This window comes from Allobosea psychrotolerans (assembly GCF_002917105.1).
In the GTDB taxonomy this organism is placed as follows: domain Bacteria; phylum Pseudomonadota; class Alphaproteobacteria; order Rhizobiales; family Beijerinckiaceae; genus Allobosea; species Allobosea psychrotolerans.
The window spans coordinates 345,133-368,249 of sequence record NZ_PQFZ01000005.1 but is presented as its reverse complement, the minus strand read 5'-3'; the positions used below and the strand labels follow the sequence as shown (position 1 = coordinate 368,249).

Annotated in this window: 23 protein-coding genes; 13 read left to right on the top strand and 10 right to left on the bottom strand. The window is 65.3% G+C overall.

Translation table 11 applies throughout. The features are described from left to right. Positions 1-70: 70 nt before the first annotated feature. The gene (locus tag CYD53_RS11760) at positions 71-604 is read left to right on the top strand and encodes an RNA polymerase sigma factor (RefSeq protein ID WP_245928195.1); all 534 of its coding nucleotides are present in this window, start codon (positions 71-73) and stop codon (positions 602-604) included. Next, positions 601-1,383: an anti-sigma factor family protein gene (locus CYD53_RS11755; protein WP_103718264.1), complete on the top strand. Its 783-nt coding sequence runs from the start codon at positions 601-603 to the stop codon at positions 1,381-1,383. The genes CYD53_RS11760 and CYD53_RS11755 overlap by 4 nt, the downstream gene beginning before the upstream one ends. 288 nt (positions 1,384-1,671) lie before the next feature. On the opposite strand, the gene CYD53_RS11750 is transcribed toward CYD53_RS11755, so the two are convergent. From CYD53_RS11750 to CYD53_RS11730, 5 genes are all read right to left on the bottom strand, one after another. Then, positions 1,672-2,790, bottom strand: a complete 1,119-nt coding sequence (locus tag CYD53_RS11750; protein WP_103718263.1) for a mandelate racemase/muconate lactonizing enzyme family protein — start codon at positions 2,788-2,790, stop codon at positions 1,672-1,674. A 196-nt stretch (positions 2,791-2,986) separates the two neighbouring features. Further along, on the bottom strand, positions 2,987-4,393 hold the full coding sequence (locus CYD53_RS11745) for a TRAP transporter large permease (protein WP_103718262.1): 1,407 nt from the start codon (positions 4,391-4,393) through the stop codon (positions 2,987-2,989). Between the two features lie 7 nt (positions 4,394-4,400). Continuing rightward, a complete protein-coding gene (locus tag CYD53_RS11740) occupies positions 4,401-4,979 on the bottom strand; it encodes a TRAP transporter small permease (RefSeq protein WP_103718261.1) in 579 nt (192 codons plus the stop codon). A gap of 187 nt (positions 4,980-5,166) precedes the next feature. Next, positions 5,167-6,153 carry a sialic acid TRAP transporter substrate-binding protein SiaP gene (locus tag CYD53_RS11735; protein WP_103718260.1) on the bottom strand — a complete coding sequence of 329 codons (987 nt, stop codon included), beginning with the start codon at positions 6,151-6,153 and terminating at the stop codon, positions 5,167-5,169. 38 nt (positions 6,154-6,191) lie between these two features. After that, a complete protein-coding gene (locus CYD53_RS11730) occupies positions 6,192-6,971 on the bottom strand; it encodes a FadR/GntR family transcriptional regulator (RefSeq protein WP_103718259.1) in 780 nt (259 codons plus the stop codon). A gap of 346 nt (positions 6,972-7,317) precedes the next feature. Between CYD53_RS11730 and CYD53_RS11725 the strand changes: the two genes are divergently transcribed. The 3 genes from CYD53_RS11725 (at position 7,318) to CYD53_RS11715 (ending at position 8,954) form a co-directional block, all read left to right on the top strand. Beyond that, the gene (locus tag CYD53_RS11725; RefSeq protein ID WP_103718258.1) at positions 7,318-7,923 is read left to right on the top strand and encodes a TetR/AcrR family transcriptional regulator; all 606 of its coding nucleotides are present in this window, start codon (positions 7,318-7,320) and stop codon (positions 7,921-7,923) included. Positions 7,924-7,998: 75 nt separating this feature from the next. Continuing rightward, on the top strand, positions 7,999-8,292 hold the full coding sequence (locus tag CYD53_RS11720; protein ID WP_103718257.1) for a YciI family protein: 294 nt from the start codon (positions 7,999-8,001) through the stop codon (positions 8,290-8,292). Further along, positions 8,289-8,954: a DNA-3-methyladenine glycosylase I gene (locus tag CYD53_RS11715; RefSeq protein ID WP_103718256.1), complete on the top strand. Its 666-nt coding sequence runs from the start codon at positions 8,289-8,291 to the stop codon at positions 8,952-8,954. The genes CYD53_RS11720 and CYD53_RS11715 overlap by 4 nt, the downstream gene beginning before the upstream one ends. A 462-nt stretch (positions 8,955-9,416) precedes the next feature. On the opposite strand, the gene CYD53_RS11705 is transcribed toward CYD53_RS11715, so the two are convergent. After that, positions 9,417-10,196 (bottom strand): SDR family oxidoreductase, encoded by a 780-nt coding sequence (locus CYD53_RS11705; protein ID WP_103718255.1) that lies wholly within the window; start codon positions 10,194-10,196, stop codon positions 9,417-9,419. Continuing rightward, complete coding sequence (locus CYD53_RS11700; RefSeq protein WP_103718254.1) at positions 10,196-10,516, bottom strand: nuclear transport factor 2 family protein; 321 nt, start codon at positions 10,514-10,516, stop codon at positions 10,196-10,198. The genes CYD53_RS11705 and CYD53_RS11700 overlap by 1 nt, the downstream gene beginning before the upstream one ends. A gap of 106 nt (positions 10,517-10,622) precedes the next feature. Between CYD53_RS11700 and CYD53_RS11695 the strand changes: the two genes are divergently transcribed. Beyond that, the gene (locus tag CYD53_RS11695) at positions 10,623-11,534 is read left to right on the top strand and encodes a LysR family transcriptional regulator (protein ID WP_103718253.1); all 912 of its coding nucleotides are present in this window, start codon (positions 10,623-10,625) and stop codon (positions 11,532-11,534) included. A gap of 148 nt (positions 11,535-11,682) precedes the next feature. Here CYD53_RS11695 and CYD53_RS11690 read toward each other — a convergent pair whose 3' ends face one another. Further along, positions 11,683-12,900 carry a GGDEF domain-containing protein gene (locus CYD53_RS11690; RefSeq protein WP_103718252.1) on the bottom strand — a complete coding sequence of 406 codons (1,218 nt, stop codon included), beginning with the start codon at positions 12,898-12,900 and terminating at the stop codon, positions 11,683-11,685. 394 nt (positions 12,901-13,294) lie between these two features. Here CYD53_RS11690 and CYD53_RS11685 point away from each other — a divergent pair, with 394 nt between their 5' ends. The 7 genes from CYD53_RS11685 (at position 13,295) to CYD53_RS11655 (ending at position 20,321) form a co-directional block, all read left to right on the top strand. After that, positions 13,295-14,338, top strand: coding sequence for an ABC transporter ATP-binding protein (locus tag CYD53_RS11685; protein ID WP_103718251.1), 1,044 nt, complete (start codon positions 13,295-13,297; stop codon positions 14,336-14,338). A 50-nt stretch (positions 14,339-14,388) separates the two neighbouring features. Then, the gene (locus CYD53_RS11680) at positions 14,389-15,693 is read left to right on the top strand and encodes an ABC transporter substrate-binding protein (RefSeq protein ID WP_103718250.1); all 1,305 of its coding nucleotides are present in this window, start codon (positions 14,389-14,391) and stop codon (positions 15,691-15,693) included. A gap of 4 nt (positions 15,694-15,697) precedes the next feature. Further along, on the top strand, positions 15,698-16,576 hold the full coding sequence (locus tag CYD53_RS11675) for a carbohydrate ABC transporter permease (protein WP_103718249.1): 879 nt from the start codon (positions 15,698-15,700) through the stop codon (positions 16,574-16,576). Further along, positions 16,573-17,439 carry a carbohydrate ABC transporter permease gene (locus CYD53_RS11670; RefSeq protein ID WP_210202332.1) on the top strand — a complete coding sequence of 289 codons (867 nt, stop codon included), beginning with the start codon at positions 16,573-16,575 and terminating at the stop codon, positions 17,437-17,439. Before CYD53_RS11675 ends, CYD53_RS11670 begins: the two co-directional genes overlap by 4 nt. 1 nt (position 17,440) lies before the next feature. Next, positions 17,441-18,283: an endonuclease/exonuclease/phosphatase family protein gene (locus CYD53_RS11665; RefSeq protein ID WP_103718248.1), complete on the top strand. Its 843-nt coding sequence runs from the start codon at positions 17,441-17,443 to the stop codon at positions 18,281-18,283. A 511-nt stretch (positions 18,284-18,794) separates the two neighbouring features. Further along, positions 18,795-19,619: an inositol monophosphatase family protein gene (locus CYD53_RS11660; RefSeq protein ID WP_103718247.1), complete on the top strand. Its 825-nt coding sequence runs from the start codon at positions 18,795-18,797 to the stop codon at positions 19,617-19,619. 210 nt (positions 19,620-19,829) lie between these two features. Continuing rightward, a complete protein-coding gene (locus CYD53_RS11655; protein WP_146055902.1) occupies positions 19,830-20,321 on the top strand; it encodes a hypothetical protein in 492 nt (163 codons plus the stop codon). Positions 20,322-20,519: 198 nt separating this feature from the next. Here the strand turns inward: CYD53_RS11655 and CYD53_RS11650 are convergent, their stop codons facing one another. After that, a complete protein-coding gene (locus tag CYD53_RS11650) occupies positions 20,520-21,608 on the bottom strand; it encodes an NAD(P)H-dependent flavin oxidoreductase (protein ID WP_103718245.1) in 1,089 nt (362 codons plus the stop codon). Positions 21,609-22,098: 490 nt separating this feature from the next. Continuing rightward, the gene (gene gcvA / locus CYD53_RS11645) at positions 22,099-23,016 is read right to left on the bottom strand and encodes a transcriptional regulator GcvA (RefSeq protein WP_210202331.1); all 918 of its coding nucleotides are present in this window, start codon (positions 23,014-23,016) and stop codon (positions 22,099-22,101) included. Positions 23,017-23,117 lie beyond the last annotated feature (101 nt).

Here is a 23,117-nt window from a genome sequence, read left to right as displayed (position 1 = left end):
CTTCGGCCGCCGTTCCGTCGCTTTTGCAGGCGATGACACGGCGGCCGGCCATCACCCGCGAGAGAGCGTCATGACCGCCGACATGGTCCGCCAGATCGAACCCCTCGTGCCAGCGCTCCGGCGCTATGCGCGGGCGCTGCTGCGCGACCGCTCGGCAGCCGACGACCTCGTCCAGGATTGCCTGGAGCGGGCCATCGGCCGCTGGCACCAGCGGCGCGAGGGCGGCGACGCCCGGGCCTGGCTCTTCACCATCCTGCACAACCTCGCCATGACGCGGCTGCGCCGCGCCTCGGAACGGCCGTCGCATCTGGCGCTCGACGACACCGCAGAGGCGAGCCTCTCGGTTGCCGCATCACAGGAGGACCGCATGCGCTATCGCGATCTCCTCGCTGCGCTCCAGCAATTGCCGGACGAGCAGCGCACGGTGCTGCTGCTGGTCACGGTCGAAGAACTTTCCTATGCCGACGCCGCGAAGGTGCTCGACATCCCCATGGGAACGGTGATGTCGCGCCTGTCGCGGGCCCGCGAGCGCCTGCTCAGGCTGATGAGCGCCGAGCCGCCGGCCGCCGGCAGCGCCCGTCCCTATCTCCGGAGCGTGAAATGATCCCCCGCCCCATCACCGAAGACGATCTCAGCGGTTTCGTCGACCAGCGCCTCGATGCCGAACGGCAGGCGGAGGTCGAAGCCTATCTCGACGCGCATCCCGAGCTGGCGCAGCGTATTGCCGGCTACGAGGCGCAGCGCGATCTGCTGCGCGCCGCCTTCGCTCCGGTCGCTCAGGAACCGATCCCGCCGGAGCTCGATATCGGCCGGATGGTCGCGGAACGGCAGCGGCCGCGGCGCGGCCTGCCGCGCTGGACGATGGCGATGGCGGCGAGCCTGCTCGTCTGCGCAGGCGGGCTGGGCGGCTGGGCTTTGCGCGGCGTCGGCCTGCCGGCGCAGGAAGGCACGCAGGCGCTGGCCCGCGAGGCCGCCGCAAGCTTCGCGGTCTTCGCATCCGACCGCACCAATCCCGTCGAGATCCGGGCCGAGAACCGGTCCCAGCTCGTTGCCTGGGCCTCCCGGCAATTGCGTCGCCCGATCGCGATCCCCGATCTCGCCAGCTCGGGCTACAGGCTGATGGGTGGACGCGTCGTGCCGACCGAGCACGGGGCCGCTGCGCTCTTCATGTATGACGATGACCGCGGCTCGCGCCTCGTGGTGCTGGCTCGCCCGATGCAGGCGGACGGCGACGCTCCGATGGCCGCGCACTCCCAGGGCGGTGTCAATGGCTGGTCCTGGGCCGATGACGGCCTCGGCTACAGCCTCGTCGGGGCGGTGACGCCGGAGCTGCTCCATCCCATCGCCGACGATGTGCGCCGGCAGGCCCGTAATCCCATCTGAATTCTTCCGGAGTACGCGATGAACGCGTTCGCAAGGGTCGCACTGGCTGCGGCCGCGCTCTTGACCTCGACCTATGGCGCTCTGGCACCGGCCCATCTCTCTCGGCGCGGCAGTGTTGGTCCTCGTGGCGGTGTTCGGAATGATCGAGCCGGGCTGATGCGGGCATCCTGGCGCGATGCACCCGGACGTCTGGCTGCGCTTGCCGGCGCAATCATCCGCAAGGATGGGCTGTTTTGGCCTTGATGTCCGGGCACGAATGGCGCGCGACCGCCCCAAGGGTTAGCCGCTCTAGCGGAGCGACTGACCGAAGCGCTCGAGGCTCGCCGCCAGCGGTGTCGTTCCCGCGCCGGGGTGCTGGGGCAGGGCGTAGACGCCGCCTTCGACGCGGATCGGTTCCTCGAAATGATCCTTTATCCAGGGAATGTATTCGAGGATCGTCGAGGCCGGGTGCCAGTAGGACAGGTGGACATGGACCTGGCTCATCTCGCCGGCATGCGGCACGACCGGGAGCCGGTGCGCATGGGCGAGGTCGGCGACCTGGATGTATTCGGTGATCCCGGCAAGCCGCGTCACATCCGGCTGCACGAAGCTCAGCGCGCCGGCCGAGAGGAAGGCCTTGAAGGCGTCGAGCGTATAGAGCTGCTCGCCGAGCGCGACCGGAATGGAGGTCGCCCTGGCCAGCGCGGCATGGCTCGCGACATCATCATACCAGAGCGGCTCCTCGAACCAGAAGATGTCGAGCGGCGTGGCCTGCGCGCAGAAGCGCAGGCAGGTCGGCAGGTCCCATTTTCCGTTGCCGTCGATCGCGATGCGCACGGAGGGGCCGACCGCCGCGCGCACGGCGGCGAGCCGGTCGATATCCGTCGTCGGGTCGTCATGGCCGACCTTGAGCTTGATGCGGGTGAAGCCCTCGACCTCGACGGCGCGCTTGGACCCGGCGACCAGTTCGTCCTGGGTGAAGGACAGCCAGCCGATATCGGTGTTGTAGCCTTCGAGCCGCTGCGTGCCCTGTCCGCCCAGGAACTTCCACAGCGGCATCCCAGCCTTCTTGGCCGCGAGATCCCAGAGCGCGACATCGACTGCAGCCAGCGCGAGATGGGTGATGCCCGCGCGCCCGACCCATTGCAGGGCGGGGTGGCGCGCGAGCTTCGTCCAGAGCCGCGTGCGGTCGTTGGCATCCTCGCCGAGCAACAGCGGCGCATAGCAGTCCGAGATACAGCTGGTGATCAGCCTGTCCGAGGCCAGGTGGGAATGCGTCCCGGTAAAGCCGTAGCCCTCCAGCCCGTCATCGCTGCGGATGCGGGTTCCCACCACGCCCCAATGCGTGACGCTGTGGGTGGAGTCGGAAATCGAGCTCTGCGTCAGCGGCAGATGCATGATGAACGGTTCGACGGCGACGATCTTCATCCTGTTCCTGTCCCTTGATTTCGAATTCGGCGGGGGCGGCGGCTACGGCCATTAGAGACTGTTTTGAAACTCGCTCCGGTGGGTCGGCTGGCGTGGCTTTCGAGAACCGGAGCGCAGCGGACTTCATGTCCGTGAGCACCGGAAGCGCAGAAAGCCGCGTCAGACGGCCGCCGGAGTAGAGTTTCGGGACAGACTCTCAGCGGACCATCCCCATGAAGCGCGGCAGCCACAGCGTCAGCTCGGGAACGAAGGTGATCGCAAACAGCGCCGCAAAGAGCGGGATCAGCCAGGGCAGGATCGCCATGGTGGTGCGTTCGACCGACAGTCCCGCGACGCGCGAGAGCACGAACAGCACCATGCCGAGCGGCGGATGCAGCAGCCCGATCATCAGGTTGAGCGTCATGATCAGCCCGAAATGGATCGGATCGACGCCGAGCTTGAGCGCGATCGGCAACAGGATCGGCACGACGATGGTGATGGCGGCGATGGTGTCGAGGAAGCAGCCGATGAACAGCAGCAGCAGGTTCACCAGGATCAGGAACACCCACTTGTTCTGGGTGAGGCCGAGGATGAGATCCGACAGGATCTGCGCCGTCTGCGAAACGGTCAGGAGCCAGGCGAAGATCGAGGCCGCGGTCACGATGAACAGCACGGAGGCCGTCGTCTCGATCGTGTCGAAGGTCGCCTTGGTCAGGCTGCGCATCGTCATCGAGCGATAGCGGACGAGGCCGAGGAACAGCGACCAGATCACGGCCGCGGCGGCGGCTTCCGTCGGCGTGAACCAGCCCAGCGTCATGCCGCCGATCAGGATGACCGGCGTCATCAGCGCCATCACCGCCGAGAAGTCGAAATAATAGTCCAGCGCCAGCAGCATGGCGAGCGCCAGCCCGATGGCGACGTTCACGGACAGGCCCATCCAGACCAGCCCATAGGCGAGGATGGGAAAGCCGAGCACGACGGCGACTTCGACGCCGGCCGTGCCGAGCTCGCGCAGGGAGAACTTGGCGTCGGAACCCCAGCTATAGATGCGCGCGAAGATCGCGACCGTCGCCATCATGAACAGGGTCATCACCACGCCGGGGATGACGCCGCCGAGAAAGAGCGCACCGATCGAGGTGTTCGACATCATGCCGTAGATGACGAAGGGCAGCGAGGGTGGGATGATCGGCCCCAGCGTCGCCGATGCGGCGGTGACGCCGACCGCGACCTCGGTCGAGTAGCCATGGTCCTTCATCGCCTTGATCTCGATCGTCCCGATGCCGGCGGCGTCCGCGATCGCGGTGCCCGACATGCCCGAGAAGATCACAGAGCCGATGATGTTCACCTGTGCGAGACCGCCGCGCATCCAGCCGACGAGCGCGACGGCGAAGGCGTAGATGCGCCCGGTCACGCCGGCGATGTTCATCAGGTTGCCGGCCAGGATGAAGAACGGCACCGCCAGCAGCGGGAAGCTCTCGACGCCGGCGATCATGCGCTGGGCCAGGATGACGTCGGGCACCGTGCCGGAGATCAGGATGAAGGCGAGCGAAGCGACGGCCATCGCGATCGCGACGGGGACGCCGAGGATCATCAGGCCGAGAAAGGAGCCGAGGAGAATGAGCATGGCGGCCTCAGGCGTCCGAACCGTCGAAGGCGGACGGTCTCTCGAGAACGGAATAGCCGCGCTGCCAGTTGAGCCAGGCGACATGGATGGAGCGCAGCGTCATCAGCGCGAAGGCGATGACGACGGCATAGAAGACCACCGCTTTCGGGAACTGGATCGTGGTCATCATCTCGTCGGGGATCAGCGAGGCGTAGCGATGCATCAATATGGTCGCATAGGCGAAGAAGCCGATGCGGACGATGTCGACGAAGCTGGCCAGCACCCGCCCCGCGCGCGGCGGGAGATAGCGGTAGAGGAAATCCACCTGGATATGGCGCGAGGCGCGCACGCAGAGCGAGGCGCCGAGAAAGACCACGACGATCAGGGCGTAGATCGCGATCTCCTCGGTCCAGGCGAAGCTGTCGTTCAGCACGTAGCGGGTGAAGAACTGCAGGATGACGCAGCCGACCATCACCCAGAAGGCGGCGAGCGTGACCCAGTCCTCGATGCCGTAGCCGCTGAGATCGGCGGGCGGAGGCGCCTGGTCGAAGACATGGGCGAGCTCGTCGGCGGTGACCTCGGTGTGGATTTCGGGCGTCGGTGTCATGGACGGGTCCAGCGGCGGGGTGGGGCTCGGCAAGCACCGAGGGAGGAGGCGACGCAGCGTCCGTCGGGATGCCCGCGCGTGGCGAGCATCCCCATTCCGACCACTGCGTTCGATCGATGAAGCGAAGCCAGTCATGGCCGGGACAAGCCCGACCTGGACTGGCATACGCCGTGCAAGGCGCCGGAGCTCAGGAACCCTGACCGTCCTTGATGGCCTGGATCTTTTCCCAGTCCGCCTTGCGGTAGCCGAACTGCTCGAAGGTGACGTTCTTCTGGACGTTGGCGAGGAACTCGGCCTTGTCGACCTCGGTGACCGAAATGCCCTTGTCCTTGAAGAACTGCACCAGCTTGATCTCGTCGGCCTGGATCTTCTTGGTGGTGCGCGCGGCCGCCTCCTGGGCGACGTCGCTGAAGATCTTGCGGTCTTCCGGCGAGAGCTTGTCCCAGAGCTGCTTGGAGGCGACCGTGTTGAGGTGGTCGACGATATGGCCGGTCAGGATGATGTTCTTCTGGACCTCGTAGAACTTCTTGGCCTCGATGGTGTTGAGCGGATTCTCCTGCGCCTCGACCGTGCCGTTCTGCAGCGCGAGATAGACTTCGGCGAAGGCGATCGGTGTGGTGTTGGCGCCGCAGGCACGCGGCATGGCGAGATAGGCCGGCACGTCGGGCACGCGGATCTTGAGGCCCTTCATGTCGGCGCAGGACTTGATCGGCCGGTTGGAGGTGGTGTGGCGCGTGCCGTAATAGCTCACGGCCAGGATCTGGTGGCCGCTCTTCTCCTGATAGCCCTTGGCCATCTCGGCGAAGACGTCGCTTTTGACATAGGCGAGCAGATGGTCGGGCCCGCGGAAGGTGAAGGGGTAGTAGGTCACGCCGATCGGCGGGTAGGCGCGGGCTGCGAAGCTCGAGCCCGAGATGATCATGTCGACGGTGCCCAGCGTCAGGCCCTGGTTGATGTCGGTTTCCTTGCCGAGCTGCGAAGCCGGATAGACCGTGATCTCGTAGCGGCCATTGGTGCGCTTCTTGATCTCGTCGGCGGCCCAGACGGATTCGGTGTGGAAGGGCTCGGAGGTCTCATAGACATGGGCCCATTTCAGCTTGGTCTGGGCCTGCACGGGTGCGTTGAGCAGGCCGATGCCGGCGGCGAGCGCGGCAATGGTGACGAAGGTCTTCATGGTGGCGTTCTCCCTGGGTCGCTTGCGAACAAGTTGCGTCATTTCTGCCGTGGCGGACGCGCGCTGACGCTCGCTCGTCCGCTTGAGATCTGGTTCTCCGAGACTTGGGTCTCGCAGCCTTGGCCGTCGCCAAAGCTGCGCGAGAAGCGCGCCTGCGAATTCTGGATGTGCCGGCGCATGGCGCGGCCGGCGGCGGCGCCATCGCGGGCGGCGAGCGCGTCGCGGACGACGCCGTGCTCGGCCCAGGTTTCACGCCATGACTGGTCGTCCTCGAAATAGCGGGCCAGCCGCGCGAAGTACGGGTTGATCCGCTGATCGAACAATTCGCCGACGCAGCGCACCAGCACGCCATTGCCCAGCGTGCCGGCGATCGTGAGATGGAAGGCCCGGTCGAGCCGGATCAGTTCGTCGCTGCTGAGGCCGCCTGCGCCCATCTGGGACAGGATGGTGTCGAGCGCGGCGATGTCGCCGGGCGTGATGACCTTCGCCGCCTCCCGGCAGATGCCGCTTTCAATCAGCTCGCGGGCCTTGAGCAATTCGAAGGGGCCTTCGCCCTCGGGCTGGGCCGCCTTGCGCGAACTGGCGGGCTGGTCGAGCACATAGATGCCCGAGCCCATCTTGATCCGCACGATCCCCTCGACCTCGAGCGCGATCAGCGCCTCGCGAACGGAGGGGCGGGAGACGCCGAGCTTTTCGGCGAGTTCGCGCTCGGGCGGGAGGCGCGAACCCACGCCGAATTCGCGCCGCTCGATCAGCCCGCGCAGCTGATCGGCGATCTGGCGATACAGGCGTGGCGACTCGACCACCTCTAGCGGCAAAAACTCTCTCCCGGCGTTTCCTCGGTCCCGACGTTGCGGGAATTTTGGCCAGTTGGTCAGGCCAATCCCGGCCAAGTGACCATTCGTCAGAGCGTGAGTCAAGGCCACGGACCTGAACCGCCAGGGCGCCGTGGGGCTGCGCAGTTGGTTCTCGGGCCAGGCGGCAAATAGAGGTGATGCAGCGCTTGACGAATTAGGACGATTGCCCTAATTCCGAGATTAGGTCGATCGTCCTAATTCGGTTGGGGGCGAGCCTGCTCGGCTTCATCAATCTGCAGGATTGGCCGGGTCGTGGGGTCATGGCGCGTTGCCGCTTGAAGCGGCTGCCGTCGCAGCGGGGGCTAAGATGAGCCGCAACACCACTCGCCAGGAGATTGTCGCCGCCGCTGACGATCTGTTCTATCGGCAGGGCTTCGACCACACCTCCTATGCTCATATTGCGGATGCAGTCGGGATCTCGCGTGGCAATTTCTATCACCACTTCAAGACCAAGGACGAAATCCTCGCTGCCGTGATCGAGAAGCGCGTCGCGGACCGGGTGGCGATGATGGAGCGTTGGGAGATCGCCGGAGCCACGCCCGAGAAACGCATCCTGAGCTTCATCGATATTCTCACTGTCAACGGCGACAAGATCATGCAGTACGGCTGCCCTGTCGGTACGCTGACGAGCGAACTCGCCAAGCTCAACCACGCCGCACGGGGCGAGGCGAACAGGCTCTTCGGCGTGTTCCGGAGCTGGCTCGCCCGGCAGTTCGCCGCGGCTGGCTGCGAGGAGACGCAGGCCGATCAGCTGGCGATGCATCTGCTGATGCGCAGCCAGGGCGTCGCAACGCTGCTCAATGCCTCGCACGATACTCAGTTCGCCGCGCGGGAGATCGAGCTCATGCGCGAATGGGTCGGCGCAGCCCTCGCTCCAATCGGCGACAGGGCAAGGTCGGGGAAGGCCGCCTGACCGACACTGGTCGGTCGCTTTGATCATCATGCCGCGGCGTTCCTTCCGCTTGCGGCGTTTTCTGCGAGGCAACACATGTTCATCATCCTGCTGCGGTTTTCGGCCAACAGATCCGAGGCGGCCCGTCTGATGGACGGCCACAATGCCTGGCTCAGGAAGGGCTTTGACGACGGCGCCTTCCTGCTGGCCGGGAGCCTGAAGCCTGAAGGCGGCGGCGCCATCCTTGCGCATGGGGCGACGCGGGACGCGTTGATGGCCCGCCTCCAGCAAGACCCATTCGTCGCCGAGGACGTCGTCCGCGTCGAACTCCACGAGATCGCACCCGGGCGGGTCGACGAGCGGCTCGCCTTCCTGAAGGTGGCGGCATGAGCAGCGTCACCATGGCGGGGCCCGACGGCCGCCCGCGTTGCCGGTGGTGCGCCGCCGCTCCGGAATTTCTGCGCTACCACGACGAGGAATGGGGCTTTCCGGTCGCGGACGACGATCGCCTGTTCGAGAAGTTGAGCCTCGAGGCGTTTCAGTCCGGACTGAGCTGGCGCACCATTCTCGCCAAGCGCGAGAATTTCCGGCGGGCGTTTCATGGCTTCGAGATTGCCCGTGTTGCGCGCTTCGATGCCGGCGACGTCGAGCGCCTGCTCGGTGACAGCGGTATCGTCCGTCACCGCGGCAAGATCGAAGCCGTCGTCAATAACGCGCGCCGGGCCGAGGAACTCGTCCGGGAAGCCGGGTCCCTGGCGGCCTACATCTGGCGGTTCGAAGCGGCTTCCATCCAGCCGGAGGAGGCGCAGACCCGCTCGACCTCGCCAGAGGCCATCGCGCTGTCGAAGGACCTTAAGAAGCGCGGCTGGCGGTTCGTCGGACCGACGACAGTCTACGCCTTCATGCAGGCGATGGGCCTCGTCAACGATCATGCCGAAGGCTGTGTGATCCGCCCCGGGATCAACGCCGCACGCCTTGCTTTTACGAGACCAACAGCTCCAAGAGCCGCTCGGGACTATACCGCTCCCGCATACTCACCCCGAGCGGGATAGGCGTGCTTGATGATGAAATCCAGCGCCTGGAGCATCTCGGAAAAGTTCGGTCGCACGAACGGCATCGATTGGAGCGAGAGATAATAGATCGTCCGGTCAGGCTTGATCATCTGGGGCGACCTCTCAATCTCCGGCCATGGCACTTCGCCGGCATCGGGCAAGTCGGCTTTCCGGCAAGTCGGCTTTCAGGCAAATCCTGGCGCGAGCTGCAAAGCATCACGCGTGCCTGCCGATATGCGGATAGGGCGCGGGGCGCTCGGTCATTGCGGCGGCGCGGCGCATTCTCGGCGATACCAGGGGGAGGGGCCGGATCAGGGCCTCAATCAACCGCGCAGGCAATGTCAGGACCGAGAGGGACGGCGAGCGCCGCCGCCGCCCCTATGGGGCAAGCTCACTTCCCCAGCTGCTTCGCGGAGGTGGCTGGAGCGGCCTGGTCGACGCCAGCCTGACAGGCCGGTCGCGCTAGACGGTGGGGATGGTACCGCCGTCGATGATGTGCTCGGAACCGGTTATCGCGCCCGCTCGATCGGATGCCAGAAACGCGATCAGGCTGGCGACCTCTTCCGGCTGGGCCGGGCGCCCCAGAGGAATGCCGCCGAGCCCGTCCATAATGATTTTCTTTCCGCCCTCGTAATCGGTTCCGGCCTTTTCGGCCAGGCGCTCGGCGTAACGCCTGGCCGCTTCGGTCTCGATCCAGCCGGGCGAGACCCGCACCACCCTGACGCCCTTGGGCGCGACCTCCTTGGAAAGGGCCTTGCTGTAGGTCGACAGCGCAGCCTTGGCCGCCGCATAGGCTGTCGTCGACTCCGGCAGCGGCAGCAGCCGCTGGATCGACGAGACATGGATGACGACACCGCTTGCCTGCGCCACCATGCCCGGCACGAGCTCTCGATCGAGGCGAACGGCGGGAAACAGGTTATGGGCGAGCTCCTTGTGCCATTCAGCCTCCGTGAGAGCGGCAAAACCGCCGGCAGGAGCGGATGACCCGCCGAGCATGTGCACGAGGATGTCGACACCGCCGAGGCGTCCCCGAGCGGCCTCGGCGACCGTGGCCACGCCGTCTTCAGTCGCGAGATCAGCCGCGACAAACAGCTCGTCGGGCAGCGTGTCGGGTCGGGAGCGAGCACTGGTCAGCACGCGGGCGCCAAGCTCGCGGAAGAGCGCGACCGTCGCCGAGCCCGCGCCTTTCGTCCCGCCGGTGATCAGCGCCCGTTTGCCCATGAGAGAGATGAAACCGGTCATCATGCGATCTCCAGCCGCACGATCCTGTCGTCTTGAACTGTGAAGGCGAACTGCAACGTCACCGGGCTGCCGGGGAACTCGCCGCTGACCTTCGCGCGAACCCGCGTGACATTGCCCGTCGTCGCCGCGTCGATCGGCTCGTTCACATGCGGGGTCTTCTGCTTCGCCTCGGCCCACCACTTGCGGATCGCGTCGGCGCCGACGTGACGCATGCGCTCGTCTTCGACGATCGCATCGGTCGACAATGTCGCGACCAGCGCATCCGGGTCGTTGCGGCTATCGGCGTCGAAGTAATCCTTGATGCAGTTCGGCAGGTTCATCCTGTGCCTCCTCTGGCCACCGTTTTGGTGTGGCCAGAACATAGGGCTGGAGGATTGTCGGAATAATCAGGATAATATTGCATGCTGTAATGAACAGGGCGGGACAATGAATCGGCTGGCGGTCAACGATCTGGAGGCAGTCGTCGCGATTGCGCGCAGAGAGAGCTTTCGCGCGGCTGCCATCGATCTCGGCATCTCCACCACGGCGCTCAGCCACGCGATCGGCAAGCTCGAAGCAGGCCTTGGCGTGCGCCTGTTCAATCGCACGACCCGAAGTGTGTCGTTGACCGAGGCAGGCCGACTGTTTGTCGAGCGGGTGGGCCCGTCACTTCTGGATGTGCGCGAGGCCTTGGAAGCGGTGAAGTCTCATGGCGAGACGCCATCCGGGACGATCCGGATCAACGCCGCGCCATTCGCGGCGCGCGCGATCATGTCGCCCCTCGTCGTCGAATTCCTGCGGCGCTATCCCGAGATGAGCGTCGACATCGTCACGGAAGGCAAACTGATCGACGTCGTCGCCGATGGCTTCGATCTGGGCGTACGGGTCGCGGGGCTGGTCCCCAGCGACATGATCGCCGTGCCGCTCGGGCGGCCGCAGCGATATGCGGTGGTCGGTTCGCCGAGATATTTCGAGCGGCACGGCACGCCCCAGGTACCGCCGGACCTTTTCCGCCACAGCTGCATCCAGGTCAGGTTGCCGGACGGAGCGCTGTTCCGCTGGCGCTTCGAGAAGGACGGTGAGATCGCTCAGATCGATGTGCGTGGCCCGATCATCCTGGACGAGGGCAGCCTCGCGCGCATCGCGGTCCGCGAGAATCTCGGCATCGGCTTCTTCTTCGAACAGGACGTCATCGCCGATATCGCGAAAGGCACTCTCACCCGCATTCTCGAGGATTGGACGCCGCCGTTCGCGGGCCTGTGCCTGTACTACCCAGGCCGGCGGAACCTGTCGGCCGGGATGAAGGCCTTCCTGGCTCTGGCGCGGGAGATGGCCGCCCATGAGAGGACAAACGCCTAGCCGGTTCTCGGCGACGACGTCGCGGCGAGACAAGCGGGGAGGGGCCGCAACCGGTGGCCGATGCCGGAGATGCCCAGGAGACCGGGTCCCGCGAGCAGCGCAGCGGCGGCGCCAATGCCCGCACCTTCCGCGGCATTGGTTCAAGTCATCAGGCGGCGCGCTGCTCCACGCGCGGATGCTGGCCGCTGCTGGAATGTCGGGTGTCCGCTGCCGGGATCACGCTGAAAGGGCGCTTGTCCAGGCCCGGAAGATCGGCATAGAGCTCGACGCGGTCGCGGCCGCCTCGCTTGGCCAGGTGGAGCGCCTGGTCGGCCCGATCGCGCAGCTTCTGTGCGTTGCAATCGCCTCGCCAGAGGGCAACGCCCGCGCTCACGCTCGGCGTGATCGTCTCCTTGCCCGCTGCGAAGCCCAGGGCCTTGACCGCCCGCCGGATCTGCTCGGCCATGGCGAGGCCGGTTGCCTCGGTCTGGTCGCGCAGAAACAGCCCAAACTCTTCGCCACCCAGACGGCCGATCATGCATCCGGACCCGGCTGCGGCAGCGATGGCCTGCGCGACGCCGACAAGAACCACATCCCCCGCCTCATGACCGTAACGGTCATTGACGCCCTTGAAATGGTCGATGTCGATCATGACAAAGGCGTCCCCGGTCCGGAGCTGGTTGGGAATGGACGCCAGGAAATGCTGCCGGTTGGGGATTCCCGTCAGCACGTCGGTATTGGCCAGGCGCTTGAGTTGCGCTTCCGCACGCTCCTGGACGAGGACGATCACGAACAGCGCAATGGCGAAATGGCAGATGATCAGCATGAAGAAGGCATAGCGCGCCTCGATCGGCCCATAGTGCGGAGCGATCATCTTGACGACGACCAAGGCCGAGAAACCCATCGCAGCCGCCAGCGATGCCAGAAGCCCCCATCTTGCCGGCAGGCGCTCGGGGAAGAAATCCTTCAGGATGACGAAGCAGCAGAAACCGAGGAAGGCGGCGGTGTCGCCATTGAAGAGCGCAGCGCGTATCTGATTATCGGCATGCCAGTGCATGCCGCCGACGGTCGCCGACAGGCTGAGCGCGATTGCTGGGAGAAGCCAGTCCGCAGGCTTGCTCTGCCGGCCGCTCAACCGCAGCAGCCCCATCGTCATCAACGCATAGCCGGTGACGCCGATGGAAAAGCTGCCGAAAGTCCAGACCTCATAGGGCAGTGCGCCCTGTTCCCCGGCGCCGGCAAGCGTCGAGGCAAAGCCGAGAAGGCCATAGCCGATCGCCAGAAAATCGAGACCCGGCTCCTTCGAGCGCCACCTGACATAGAAAAAGCAGATCGCCCCGACGATGAACGAAGATTTGTGAAGCAGAAGAACTGTAGCAAGATCCATCGTCTGACCGAAAGCGAAGCGCGGGCGTGACCCGCCTACGCCTAAAGACCTATTTTTGAATGAATCGTCGTTCGCAACCTGCCGCGGGCGGCTGACCCGATCCGAGGCGCTCACCGCGACCGGCCCGAGCTTGCCGAGGGTCGTGGGGCGGCATCGCGTTCGATGCATCCAAATGACGTCCACGCGGCTCTTTACGACATGCGGTTTCGGGTGCGCGTGACGGACCGGCACGGACGAAGGTGGACCGCTTGCGGAAGATCGCATTGGAGCTCGCCAATGCCTGCACTGGCACGCTCTTGTCTCCGCACAAATTTTAGCATCATGCTCGCGCCTCGGCTCGTAACCGGCAGGCCAGCGTCCTGCTCACGACGCCTTGCTGGGGGCCGGGTCGCGAATGGTTTCGGTAGAACTCAAAGCCGTCTCGAAGAGCTGGGGCGGCGCTGCCGCCGTCGATGATGTCAGCTTTACCGTCGAGGGCGGCAAGCTCGTGGCGCTGCTCGGCCCGTCCGGCTGCGGCAAGTCGACCACGCTCAGGCTGATCGCGGGGCTGGAGGACAGCAGCACCGGTTCGATCGTCATTGGCGGACGCGACGTCACCCGCGCGGCGCCCTCGCAGCGTGGCATCGCCATGGTGTTCCAGAATTATGCGCTGTTTCCGCATCTGTCCGTGGCGGAAAACATCCTGTTCGGGCTGAAGGTGCGCAAGGTGTCGCGCGCGGATCGCGACGAGCGGCTCGCCCGCGCTGCCGCGATCCTGGGCCTCACCGCCCTGCTCGAGCGCAAGCCCTCGCAGCTGTCCGGCGGCCAGCAGCAGCGCGTCGCGCTCGGCCGGGCGATCGTCGCGGAAGCTCCGGTCTGCCTGATGGACGAGCCGCTCTCCAATCTCGACGCGCAATTGCGCGTCGAGATGCGGCGCGAGATCCGCGAGCTGCAGCAGCGCCTCGGCATCACCATGGTCTATGTCACGCATGATCAGGTCGAGGCGATGACGATGGCCGACCAGGTCGTGCTGATGCGCAACGGGCGCATCGAGCAGGATGCGCCACCCGACCAGCTCTACGAGAATCCGGCGACGATCTTCGTCGCGCGCTTCGTCGGTACGCCGCCGATGAACGTCATCCCGCTCGCCTCGGTCCTGGCAGGCGGCGGCGACAGCGGCCTCTCAGCCCCAGCCCATGCCGAGCCGAGCCGGCTTGCGGTCGGCATCCGGCCCGAGATGACCGAACTGACTGACGCCGGCATCGCCGCCGATGTCGTGGCGGTCGAGTATCTCGGCGCCGACACGCTGGTCGAGACCCGTATCGACGGCCAGCCCTTCATCGTGCGCCGGCCCGGCAAGGTGCGCGCCGCGGCGGGCGAGCGGGTGCACATCAGACTGTCACAGGCGGCGGTGCATTGGTTCGACCTGAAGACCGAGCAAAGGCTCGTCCTCGGCTGACGACTGGACAACCAAGGCGTTCAAGACGCCGTACAAAGGGGAGTGAAGATATGGACAGGCGTGAATTCATCGGCGGCGGCGCGGCTCTGGCCGGCTCGCTTGCGCTGGCGCAACCGGCGCTGGCCCAATCGGCCGAGCTGTCCTTCTTCTATCCGGTCGCCGTGGGCGGGCCGATCACCAAGCTGATCGACGCCTATGCCGCCGGATTCGAGAAGGAAAATCCGGGCATCAAGGTCAAGCCGATCTATGCCGGCACCTATCAGGAGACGATCGTCAAGGCGCTGACCGCGCATAAGAGCGGCACGCCGCCGGTGCTCTCGGTGCTGCTCTCGACCGACATGTTCACCCTGATCGACGAGGAAGCGATCGTTCCCTTCGACCCCTTCATCAAGACCGAAGCCGACAAGAAATGGCTCTCGGGCTTCTTCCCCGGCTTCATGGAGAACAGCCAGACGGGCGGCAAGGACTCTGACAAAAAGACCTGGGGCATTCCGTTCCAGCGTTCCACCGTGGTGCTCTACTGGAACAAGGAGCTGTTCAAGGAGGCCGGGCTCGATCCCGAGAAGCCGCCGACCAGCTGGGCGCAGCAACTCGAATTCGCGCAGAAGCTGACCAAGCGCGATGCCGCCGGAAACACCAGCCAGTGGGGCATCCAGATTCCGTCTTCGGGCTTCCCCTATTGGCTCTTCCAGGGGCTGACCACGCAGGCCGGCGCCATTCTCGCCAACCCGGCCGGCGACAAGACCGACTTTGCCAATCCCGGCGTCGTCGAGGCGCTGCAGTACTGGGTCGACCTGGCGCAGAAGTACAAGGTTCACCCGCCCGGCATCGTCGAATGGGGCACCACGCCGCGCGACTTCTTCGAGAAGAAGGTCGCGATGATGTGGACCACCACCGGCAACCTGACCAATGTCAGGGCCAACGCCAAATTCCCCTTCGGCGTCGCCGTGCTGCCCGCCGGCAAGAAGCCCGGCAGCCCGACCGGCGGCGGCAATTTCTATCTCTCCAAGAAGGCGAGCCCCGCCGAGCAGGAAGCCGCGTTCAAGTTCGTGCGCTGGATCACCACGCCCGAGCGGGCCGCGCAATGGAGCGCCGATACCGGCTATGTCGCGGTGACGCCGGCAGCCTACGAGACCGAGGCGATGAAGAAATACGTCGCCGATTTCCCCCAGGCCCTCGTCGCCCGCGACCAGTTGCCGACCGCCGTGGCCGAGCTCTCGACCCATGAGAACCAGCGCGTCACCAAGGCGCTGAACGACGGCCTGCAGGCGGCCCTCACCGGCACGAAGCAGCCGGCGCAGGCGATGACTGACGCCCAGGCGGAAGCCGAGCGCATCCTGAAGGCCTATCGCTGAGCCGATGAGCAACCGCGCGACCGCGACGATCCATGGCTGGCTGCTGCTGCTGCCGGCCATGGCTTGCCTGGCCCTGTTCACGCACTGGCCCGCGCTCGCGAGCTTCGTCGACAGCTTCATGTCGACCCCGCGGGCGCGCCGCCCGGCGCGTTTCGTCGGGCTCGACAATTACCAGCAGATGCTGGCCGACCCGATCTTCTGGAAGGCGATGGCGAATAATCTCTGGTTCGCCACTGGTACGATCCCGTGCTCGATCGCGCTCGCCTTGCTGATGGCGGTCTGGGTCAACGACAGGATCGCCGGCCGCACTCTGGTCCGGATGGCCTATTTCACCCCGACCATCCTGCCGATGATCGCGGTCGCCAATATCTGGCTGTTCTTCTTCACCCCGCAATACGGCCTGCTCGAGCAGATCGTCGCGGCTTTCGGCGGGCGCAGCACCAATTGGCTGGGGTCGCAGGACACCGCGCTCTACGCCGTCACCATCGTTGCGATCTGGAAGGAGGCCGGCTTCTTCATGATCTTCTACCTCGCGGCGCTGCAGGCGATCCCGCCCAGCCTTGGCGAGGCGGCGGCGATCGAGGGCGCCTCGCGCTGGACCTTCTTCCGGCGTGTCCAGTTCCCGCTCCTGATGCCGACGACGCTGTTCGTGCTGATCAATGCGGTGATCAACGCCTTCCGCATGATCGACCATATCTTCGTGATGACGCGCGGCGGCCCCGACAATGCGACGACGCTGCTGCTGTTCTACATCTACCAGGTCGGCTTCAGCTTCTGGGACACGGCCTATGCCGCGGCGCTGACCTGCGTGCTCCTCTTGCTGCTCGCGCTGGTCGCCTTCGTCCAATATGGCTGGCTCGAACGCAGGACGCATTATCAATGAGCGCCGCGCCTCAGCCTCAGCCGGCGGCCACCACCCGTCCCGACCCCTACGCGCCCAAGGGCCTGGCGCTGACGCTGGAATCGACCGGCGCGATCCTGCTCGCTTTGATCTGGGTGCTGCCCCTGGCCTATGCCGTCTGGGCCGCGATCCATCCCGCCGAATACACGACCCGTTTCGTGCTGAGCGCGCCGCTGACGCTGGACAACTTCACCCGCGCCTGGGCGGCGGCGCCCTTCGCACGCTATTTCCTCAACACCTTCATCCTCGTCACCATGATCCTCGCCTTCCAGCTCGTGCTGGGGACGCTCGCGGCCTATGCGCTGGCGCGGCAGGATTTCTGGGGCAGGGACCTCGCCTTCGCGCTGATCCTGGCGCAATTGATGATCATGCCGGACGCGCTGATCGTCGAGAACTACCGCACGCTGGCCAGGGTCAACCTGATCGACACGATCCCGGCCATCGCCTTGCCCTATATCGCCTCGGCCTTCGGCATCTTCCTGCTGCGGCAGACCTTCAAGACCGTGCCCAGGGAGCTCGACGACGCGGCCCGCGTCGAGGGCGCAAGCCCGCTTCAGGTGCTGATGAAGGTCTATGTGCCGCTCGCCAGGCCGACCTATATCGCCTACGGGCTGGTCTCTGTGAGCTATCACTGGAACAACTTTCTCTGGCCGCTGCTGGTCACCAATTCGGTGGAGTCGCGGCCGCTGACGGTCGGCCTCCAGGTCTTCTCGTCGAGCGATCAGGGCATCGACTGGGCGGTGATCTGCGCCGCGACGCTGATGACCTCGGCGCCGTTGCTGGTCGGCTTCCTGCTGTTCCAGCGCCAGTTCGTGCAGAGCTTCATGCGTGCGGGAATCAAGTGAGATGCGGCTGATCACCTGGAACATTCAGTGGGCCCGCGGCATGGACAACCGCGTCGATCCGGCGCGCATCGTCGCCCATGCCCGGCAGATGGCGGATTTCGACGTGCTCTGCCTGCAGGAGGTCGCGGATAATTTCCCCGAGCTCGACGGCAATGACGAGACCGACCAGTTCGCCCGCTTCGCCGAATTGCTGCCGGGCTTCACCGCGATCGAGGGCATCGGCGTCGATGTCGATGACGGCCGGGGCGGCCGCAGCCGCTTCGGCAATCTCCTGCTGACGCGCTATCCCGTCGCCCAGGCGTTGCGCCATCTCCTGCCCTGGGAGGCGGCCGAGACCCGCAACATGCCGCGCATGCTGATCGAGGCGGTGGCGCTGACCCCGCTCGGCCCGGTCCGGCTGATGACGACGCATCTCGAATACTCGTCGTCGCGGCTGCGCGCCGCGCAGGTCGACGGCATCCGCGAGGCCCATCGCATGGCGCTCGCCCGCCACGCCAGGCCGCGCGAGGCCGGGCCGCACACCTATCGGATGACGCCGAGCGCGGCGAGCGCCGTGCTGACCGGCGACTTCAACATGCGGCCCGATGATCCGGTGCTGGCGCGATTGCTGGCGCCGTTCGAGGGTGGCGAGCCGCCATTCGTCGACCTCTGGCCCGCGGTGATGGGCGAGGCGCCGCATCCGCCGACCGCGAACCTGTTCGACCAGATCTATGGCGAGCCCGGCTGCCTCGACTATGTGCTGGCGACGCCCGATCTCGCGGCGCGCGCCCGCACCGTCACCTGCGATGTCGAGACCAAGGTCTCCGACCACCAGCCGATCCTCGTCGAGTTCGCCCCCGGCTGAATGGTGCTCAGAGCCCGCTTGGAAACTCCAGCCCTCATCCTGAGGAGCCGCGGCACGCGGCGTCTCGAAGGATGCTCCAGATGGTTCAGGAGCCTCCTGGAGCATCCTTCGAGACGCCATTCCCAGGAGTATGGCTCCTCAGAGGCTGACCGGAAACGAGCGATATCCGCGGTTTCCGTTCGCTTGCCATCACCCGCACCGTCATTCCGGACAAGCCGCGCCAGCGGCGCAGCTCCGGAATCCATCGGAGGGCTCCGGAATTCTACGATGGATCCCGGATCTCCGCGGGCCCTGTCCTTGGGCCGATCGAAGATCGGACCCGGGGGCTGCGTCCGGAATGACGGCGCAGAGGTGGTCAAGGCAGAGCCATTGAAATCTTTGGCTTCATTTCGGGCAAGGCTCTCGGGATGAGGGCTTGCAGAGTTTCCAAGCGGGCTCTTATCGGGTCACATTGTCTTCACGCGAACCGGTTTCCACTTCGCTCGAACATGCTCTATCCGATCGGACCACGATGATCTTCACACGCCAGGACCATGAGACGCTCGCCGGAATCCTCGCCGAGGCGGGCCGCCGCGAGGTCATGCCGCGCTTCCGCAACCTGGCCGCGGGCGAGATCCGCGAGAAGCGCTCGGCGACCGATCTCGTCACCGAGGCCGACGAGGCGGCGGAGCGCTTCATCAACGCCGAGCTCGCCCGGGCCTTTCCGGGCGCCGTGCTGATCGGCGAGGAGGCGGTCGCCGCCGATCCGGCGCTGGTCGAGCGTCTCGGCGATGCCGAGCTCGCCGTCGTCATCGACCCGATCGACGGCACCCTCAACTACGCCTCCGACCTGCCGCTCTTCGCCGTGATGGCCGCGGTGCTGGTCAAGGGCGAGGTCGTCGCAGCGGTGATCCATGATCCCATCGTCGAGGACAGTGCGATGGCGCTGCGCGGGGAGGGCGCCTGGCTCGGCTCTGCCGGCGGCAGGAGCCGCGACCTGCGGGTGGCGCCGGCCGCCGCTCCCCGCGAGATGACCGGCATGATGAGCTGGCAGTATTTCCCGGAGCCGCTGCGCAGCACGCTGCCCGGCCACATGCCGGCCTTCGCCAATGTCTCGTCGCTGCGCTGCTGCGGCCATGAATACCGGCTCGCTGCCGCGGGCAATGGCCATTTCCTGCTCTATGGCCGGCTCAGCCCCTGGGATCACGCGCCGGGATCGCTGATCTATGCCGAGGCCGGCGGCTATGTCCGCATGCTGGACGGAGAGCCCTACCGGCCGGCCCAGCCGACGCTCGGCCTGCTCTGCGCGCCCGACGCCGAGAGCTGGCAGGAGATCCGCACGATCCTGCTGAGCTGATCGGGGCCGACGCCACCAATGTCCGGAGCCGGGCAGTCTCGTTTGTCGGCTCAAAGGGCCGTCGTGCTTGCGCGTCGGCTGGCTCTACGGCTCCTGACCCAGCGGTCGGTTAAGTGAGTTACGTAAAAAGCGTTGCACCTGGGCGAAGTGAACGCGATTAAAGGAAAGCCGTAGATGCAGCCCGCATCTCGCGTAGTGGATTGCATCAAGATGAAATTTCGTCGCACGGCCGTAATTGCGCTAGCTTTGTCACTCCTTGGCTCCCCCGTGCTCGCAAAGAATTTTGCTGTCCCCGACAAGGATCCGGCGATAATTGTTTCGATCCCTAACGATTGGGATACCAAAGAAGTTAAGTACGGATACGAAGGTTGGTCTCCAAATAAAGATGTCTATATTTCTGTTGAATTCGCCGCAATCAAGAATGTTAAGGCGATGATGGAAGCCAACCAGAAGTGGATGAAAGATACTGGTATTAAAGTAAATAAGCCAATCGAGGCCGAAACGAATTTGAATGGTATCGCGGCGACGATTTACAAATTCGAGACGACCTACAAAGATGAGCCAACCACTGTAGATTTTATCATGTTGCCCGGTGGTAAGGACCGCGTTGTCCTGCTTACGCTCTGGGGCAACGATGAGGAGCGCACGAAGCACGGCAAGGCGATCGATTCGATCCTCTCTAGCGTCAAAGCGATTAACTGACCTGGCAGCGAAAGCTTGAGTTGCAGTCGCCGGGGCCATCATCGGGCTCCGCCGACCGCAATGCACCCCGGCTATTCTACGTCACTCGGCGGCCCCGAGCGTTGGGTCGCCGAGTGGCCGAACGTATCGCCGAACCGACGGGCGGCAATCTGGCATGTCCCGCGCTCCGGTTCGGCCAGCGCCGCCTCAGACCGTCCGTCAGCGCACAGCCCGTGTTCGAAATGCCTGCCCCGTCTCCCGGATAAGTGCGTCGAACAACGCGCCTGCCGTAGCGTGACGCAGCAGGGCCGCCGATTGGCCGGCATAGATCGGGAGCAGGTCGTCGCGGCCACGCTCGATGGCCGCGGCGCGGAGGCTGTTCGTCAGCCAGTTCTGTGCCGGATATGGCGCGAGATCATCTCCATAGGCTGCCATGTCCTCGGAATATCGGTTGCGGATGGCGCGTGCCAACCGCCCCGAGAAAGCCCGCGTCAGCGTCGTGTGACGCGCCCGATCGGACAGCAAGGCTGCACGATGGAGAGATGATGCGCCAGATTCCGAGCAGGCCAGGAACGCCGTGCCGACCTGCACGCCGTCGGCACCGAGCGCCATAGCAGTTGCAACCCCTCGGCCGTCCGCAATGCCGCCGGCGGCAACGACCGGGATTCGGACGGCATCCCGAACCTGCGGGATCAGTGCGAACGTCCCCACGAGAGAACGCTCGGGCGGCTCCAAAAACGACACCCGATGGCCACCCGCCTCCGCACCGGATGCGAGAACGAGGTCGATACCCGCGGCTTCGATCGCGCGTGCCTCCTCGACCGTCGTCGCATTGCCGATCATGCGGATGCCACGGGATCGGCACGCCTCGATGATCCGCGGCGAGGGAATGCCGAAGACGAAGCTGATGACCGGAGGTGCGACCTCGATCAGCGCCTCGATCTGCTCGTCAAAATTCTGCCCGAAACGATCGGGGAATGCTGGGGGATCCAGTCCGAGCGCTGCGTAATGAGCATGCAGCCGCCCGACGTGACACTCGAACGACGCTTGGTCGAATCCGGCCATCGCCGGATCTTCGTTGTCGACCCAGAGATTGATGGCGAATGGCGATGCCGTACGCTCGCGTATGTGCGCAACGATGTCCCTGATCTGGACGGGACTGAAGATATGGGCTCCGAACGAACCGAGGCCACCGAGATTGGAAACCGCGGCAGTCAACTCTACCGAGGAAAGCCCTCCGCCGAACGGGCCCTGGACGATCGGATAGGTAATCCCTAGCAATCGCGCCGCTTCGGTGTCATTCCACATTGTCTCTCGTCCCACGATAGCATCCAGCAAAAGATTGGATGAGTTCCGGCGCTTTGCGCCCAACCGCGGCCCGATTGCGCCGCCCTCAACGAGCGTTCACGCTAGAGCCGGATGATTTCAGACGGAGTCACAAAGTGACACCGTCTGAAATCTGAATCCGTCTCTCATCAAGGAGTTAGAGCAGGATCAATGCGAAAAACCGGTTCCCACTTTTTCGCATTGATCCTGCTCTAAGGCTTCGCGGCTGTGATCTCATCCCGGGCCGCGATCTCGGTTGGGTTCGGCAGAACGAAGCGCCTTCCCGATGCAGGGCACGAAAGCGCGCACGCTTCTCGGACTGATAGACGACCAATTGGCGCCCCTCCCGTTGCGACAAGCGGGATTTAGGGAGCCGACGTCGTGCGGGGCAAACGAGTAATACTGGAGCTCGCGTGAATGATGTTCACCCGCGACGCGACCGTGAAAGCTCCGGCTTGACGCCTTCAGCAGCTCAACCTGCCGATGTCGCGCTTTCCTGCAGGATCCAGGATCGGAATGCGAGGATGCGCGGATCGTCCGCTCGGCTTTCCGCGCCCACGAGCCAATAGGCGGTCTGGCTCAAAACGACGTCCCAGACTTCGACCAGCTTGCCCGAAGCCAGCTCCTCATTCACCAGGGGCTTACGCCCGATCGCCACGCCGAGGCCCTGGCAGGCCGCTTGGAACGCCATGTGAATGGTATCGAAGCGAAGCCCTTTCGCCGCATCGGGCATGGCACGGCCGGTCGCGCTCGCCCACATCTCCCAGTCCTCGCTGGTGCTCGTCACATGGATCAAGGGCGCCTGCTCGATATCGGCGAGATCGCACACGCGTTCACGGATCGACGGCGCGCAGACCGGGACGAGTTCCTCCGCGAACAGCTTGTCGGCGATAAGGCCTTGCCAGTTGCCGCGGCCCATGCGGATGGCCAGGTCCACGCCGTCCTCCGACAGCTCCGCCCGCTCCTGGGACGTGTCGATGACGATCTGGATGTCTGGATGGAGCTCGCGGAATGTGTGCAGCCGCGGCAGCAACCACCGAGCCGCGAATGTCGGCGCCGCGCTGATCGAAAGCTGGCCCGAGGCATGCGTGTTGATGACCTGGGCGCTGCCGCTGGCCAGAAGGTGAAGCGCCTGACGGACGGTCGGGATATAGGTCTGTCCCGCCTCGGACAGCACCAGCCCCTTGGTCGTCCGCAGGAAGAGTGGCACGCCGAGCCATTCCTCCAGCGATTGAATGCCGTGGCTGACGGCGCTCGGCGTCAGCAGCAGCTCCTCCGCCGCGTTCTTGAAGCTCAACAGCCGGGCGGCCGCCTCGAACAGCCGAAGTGAATTCAGCGGCGGTAACCGGGAGCGCATCGCACTGGCCTCCTGCCGAACATCGCGTCGCATGCGCGCTCCGGCGCAGATCACGAGGTGAGATTTTCTCATGCGCCGGAGACAATTATCCGTTTGTTCGATCGCGCGCCCGATTGCAACGTCCGGCCACGCAG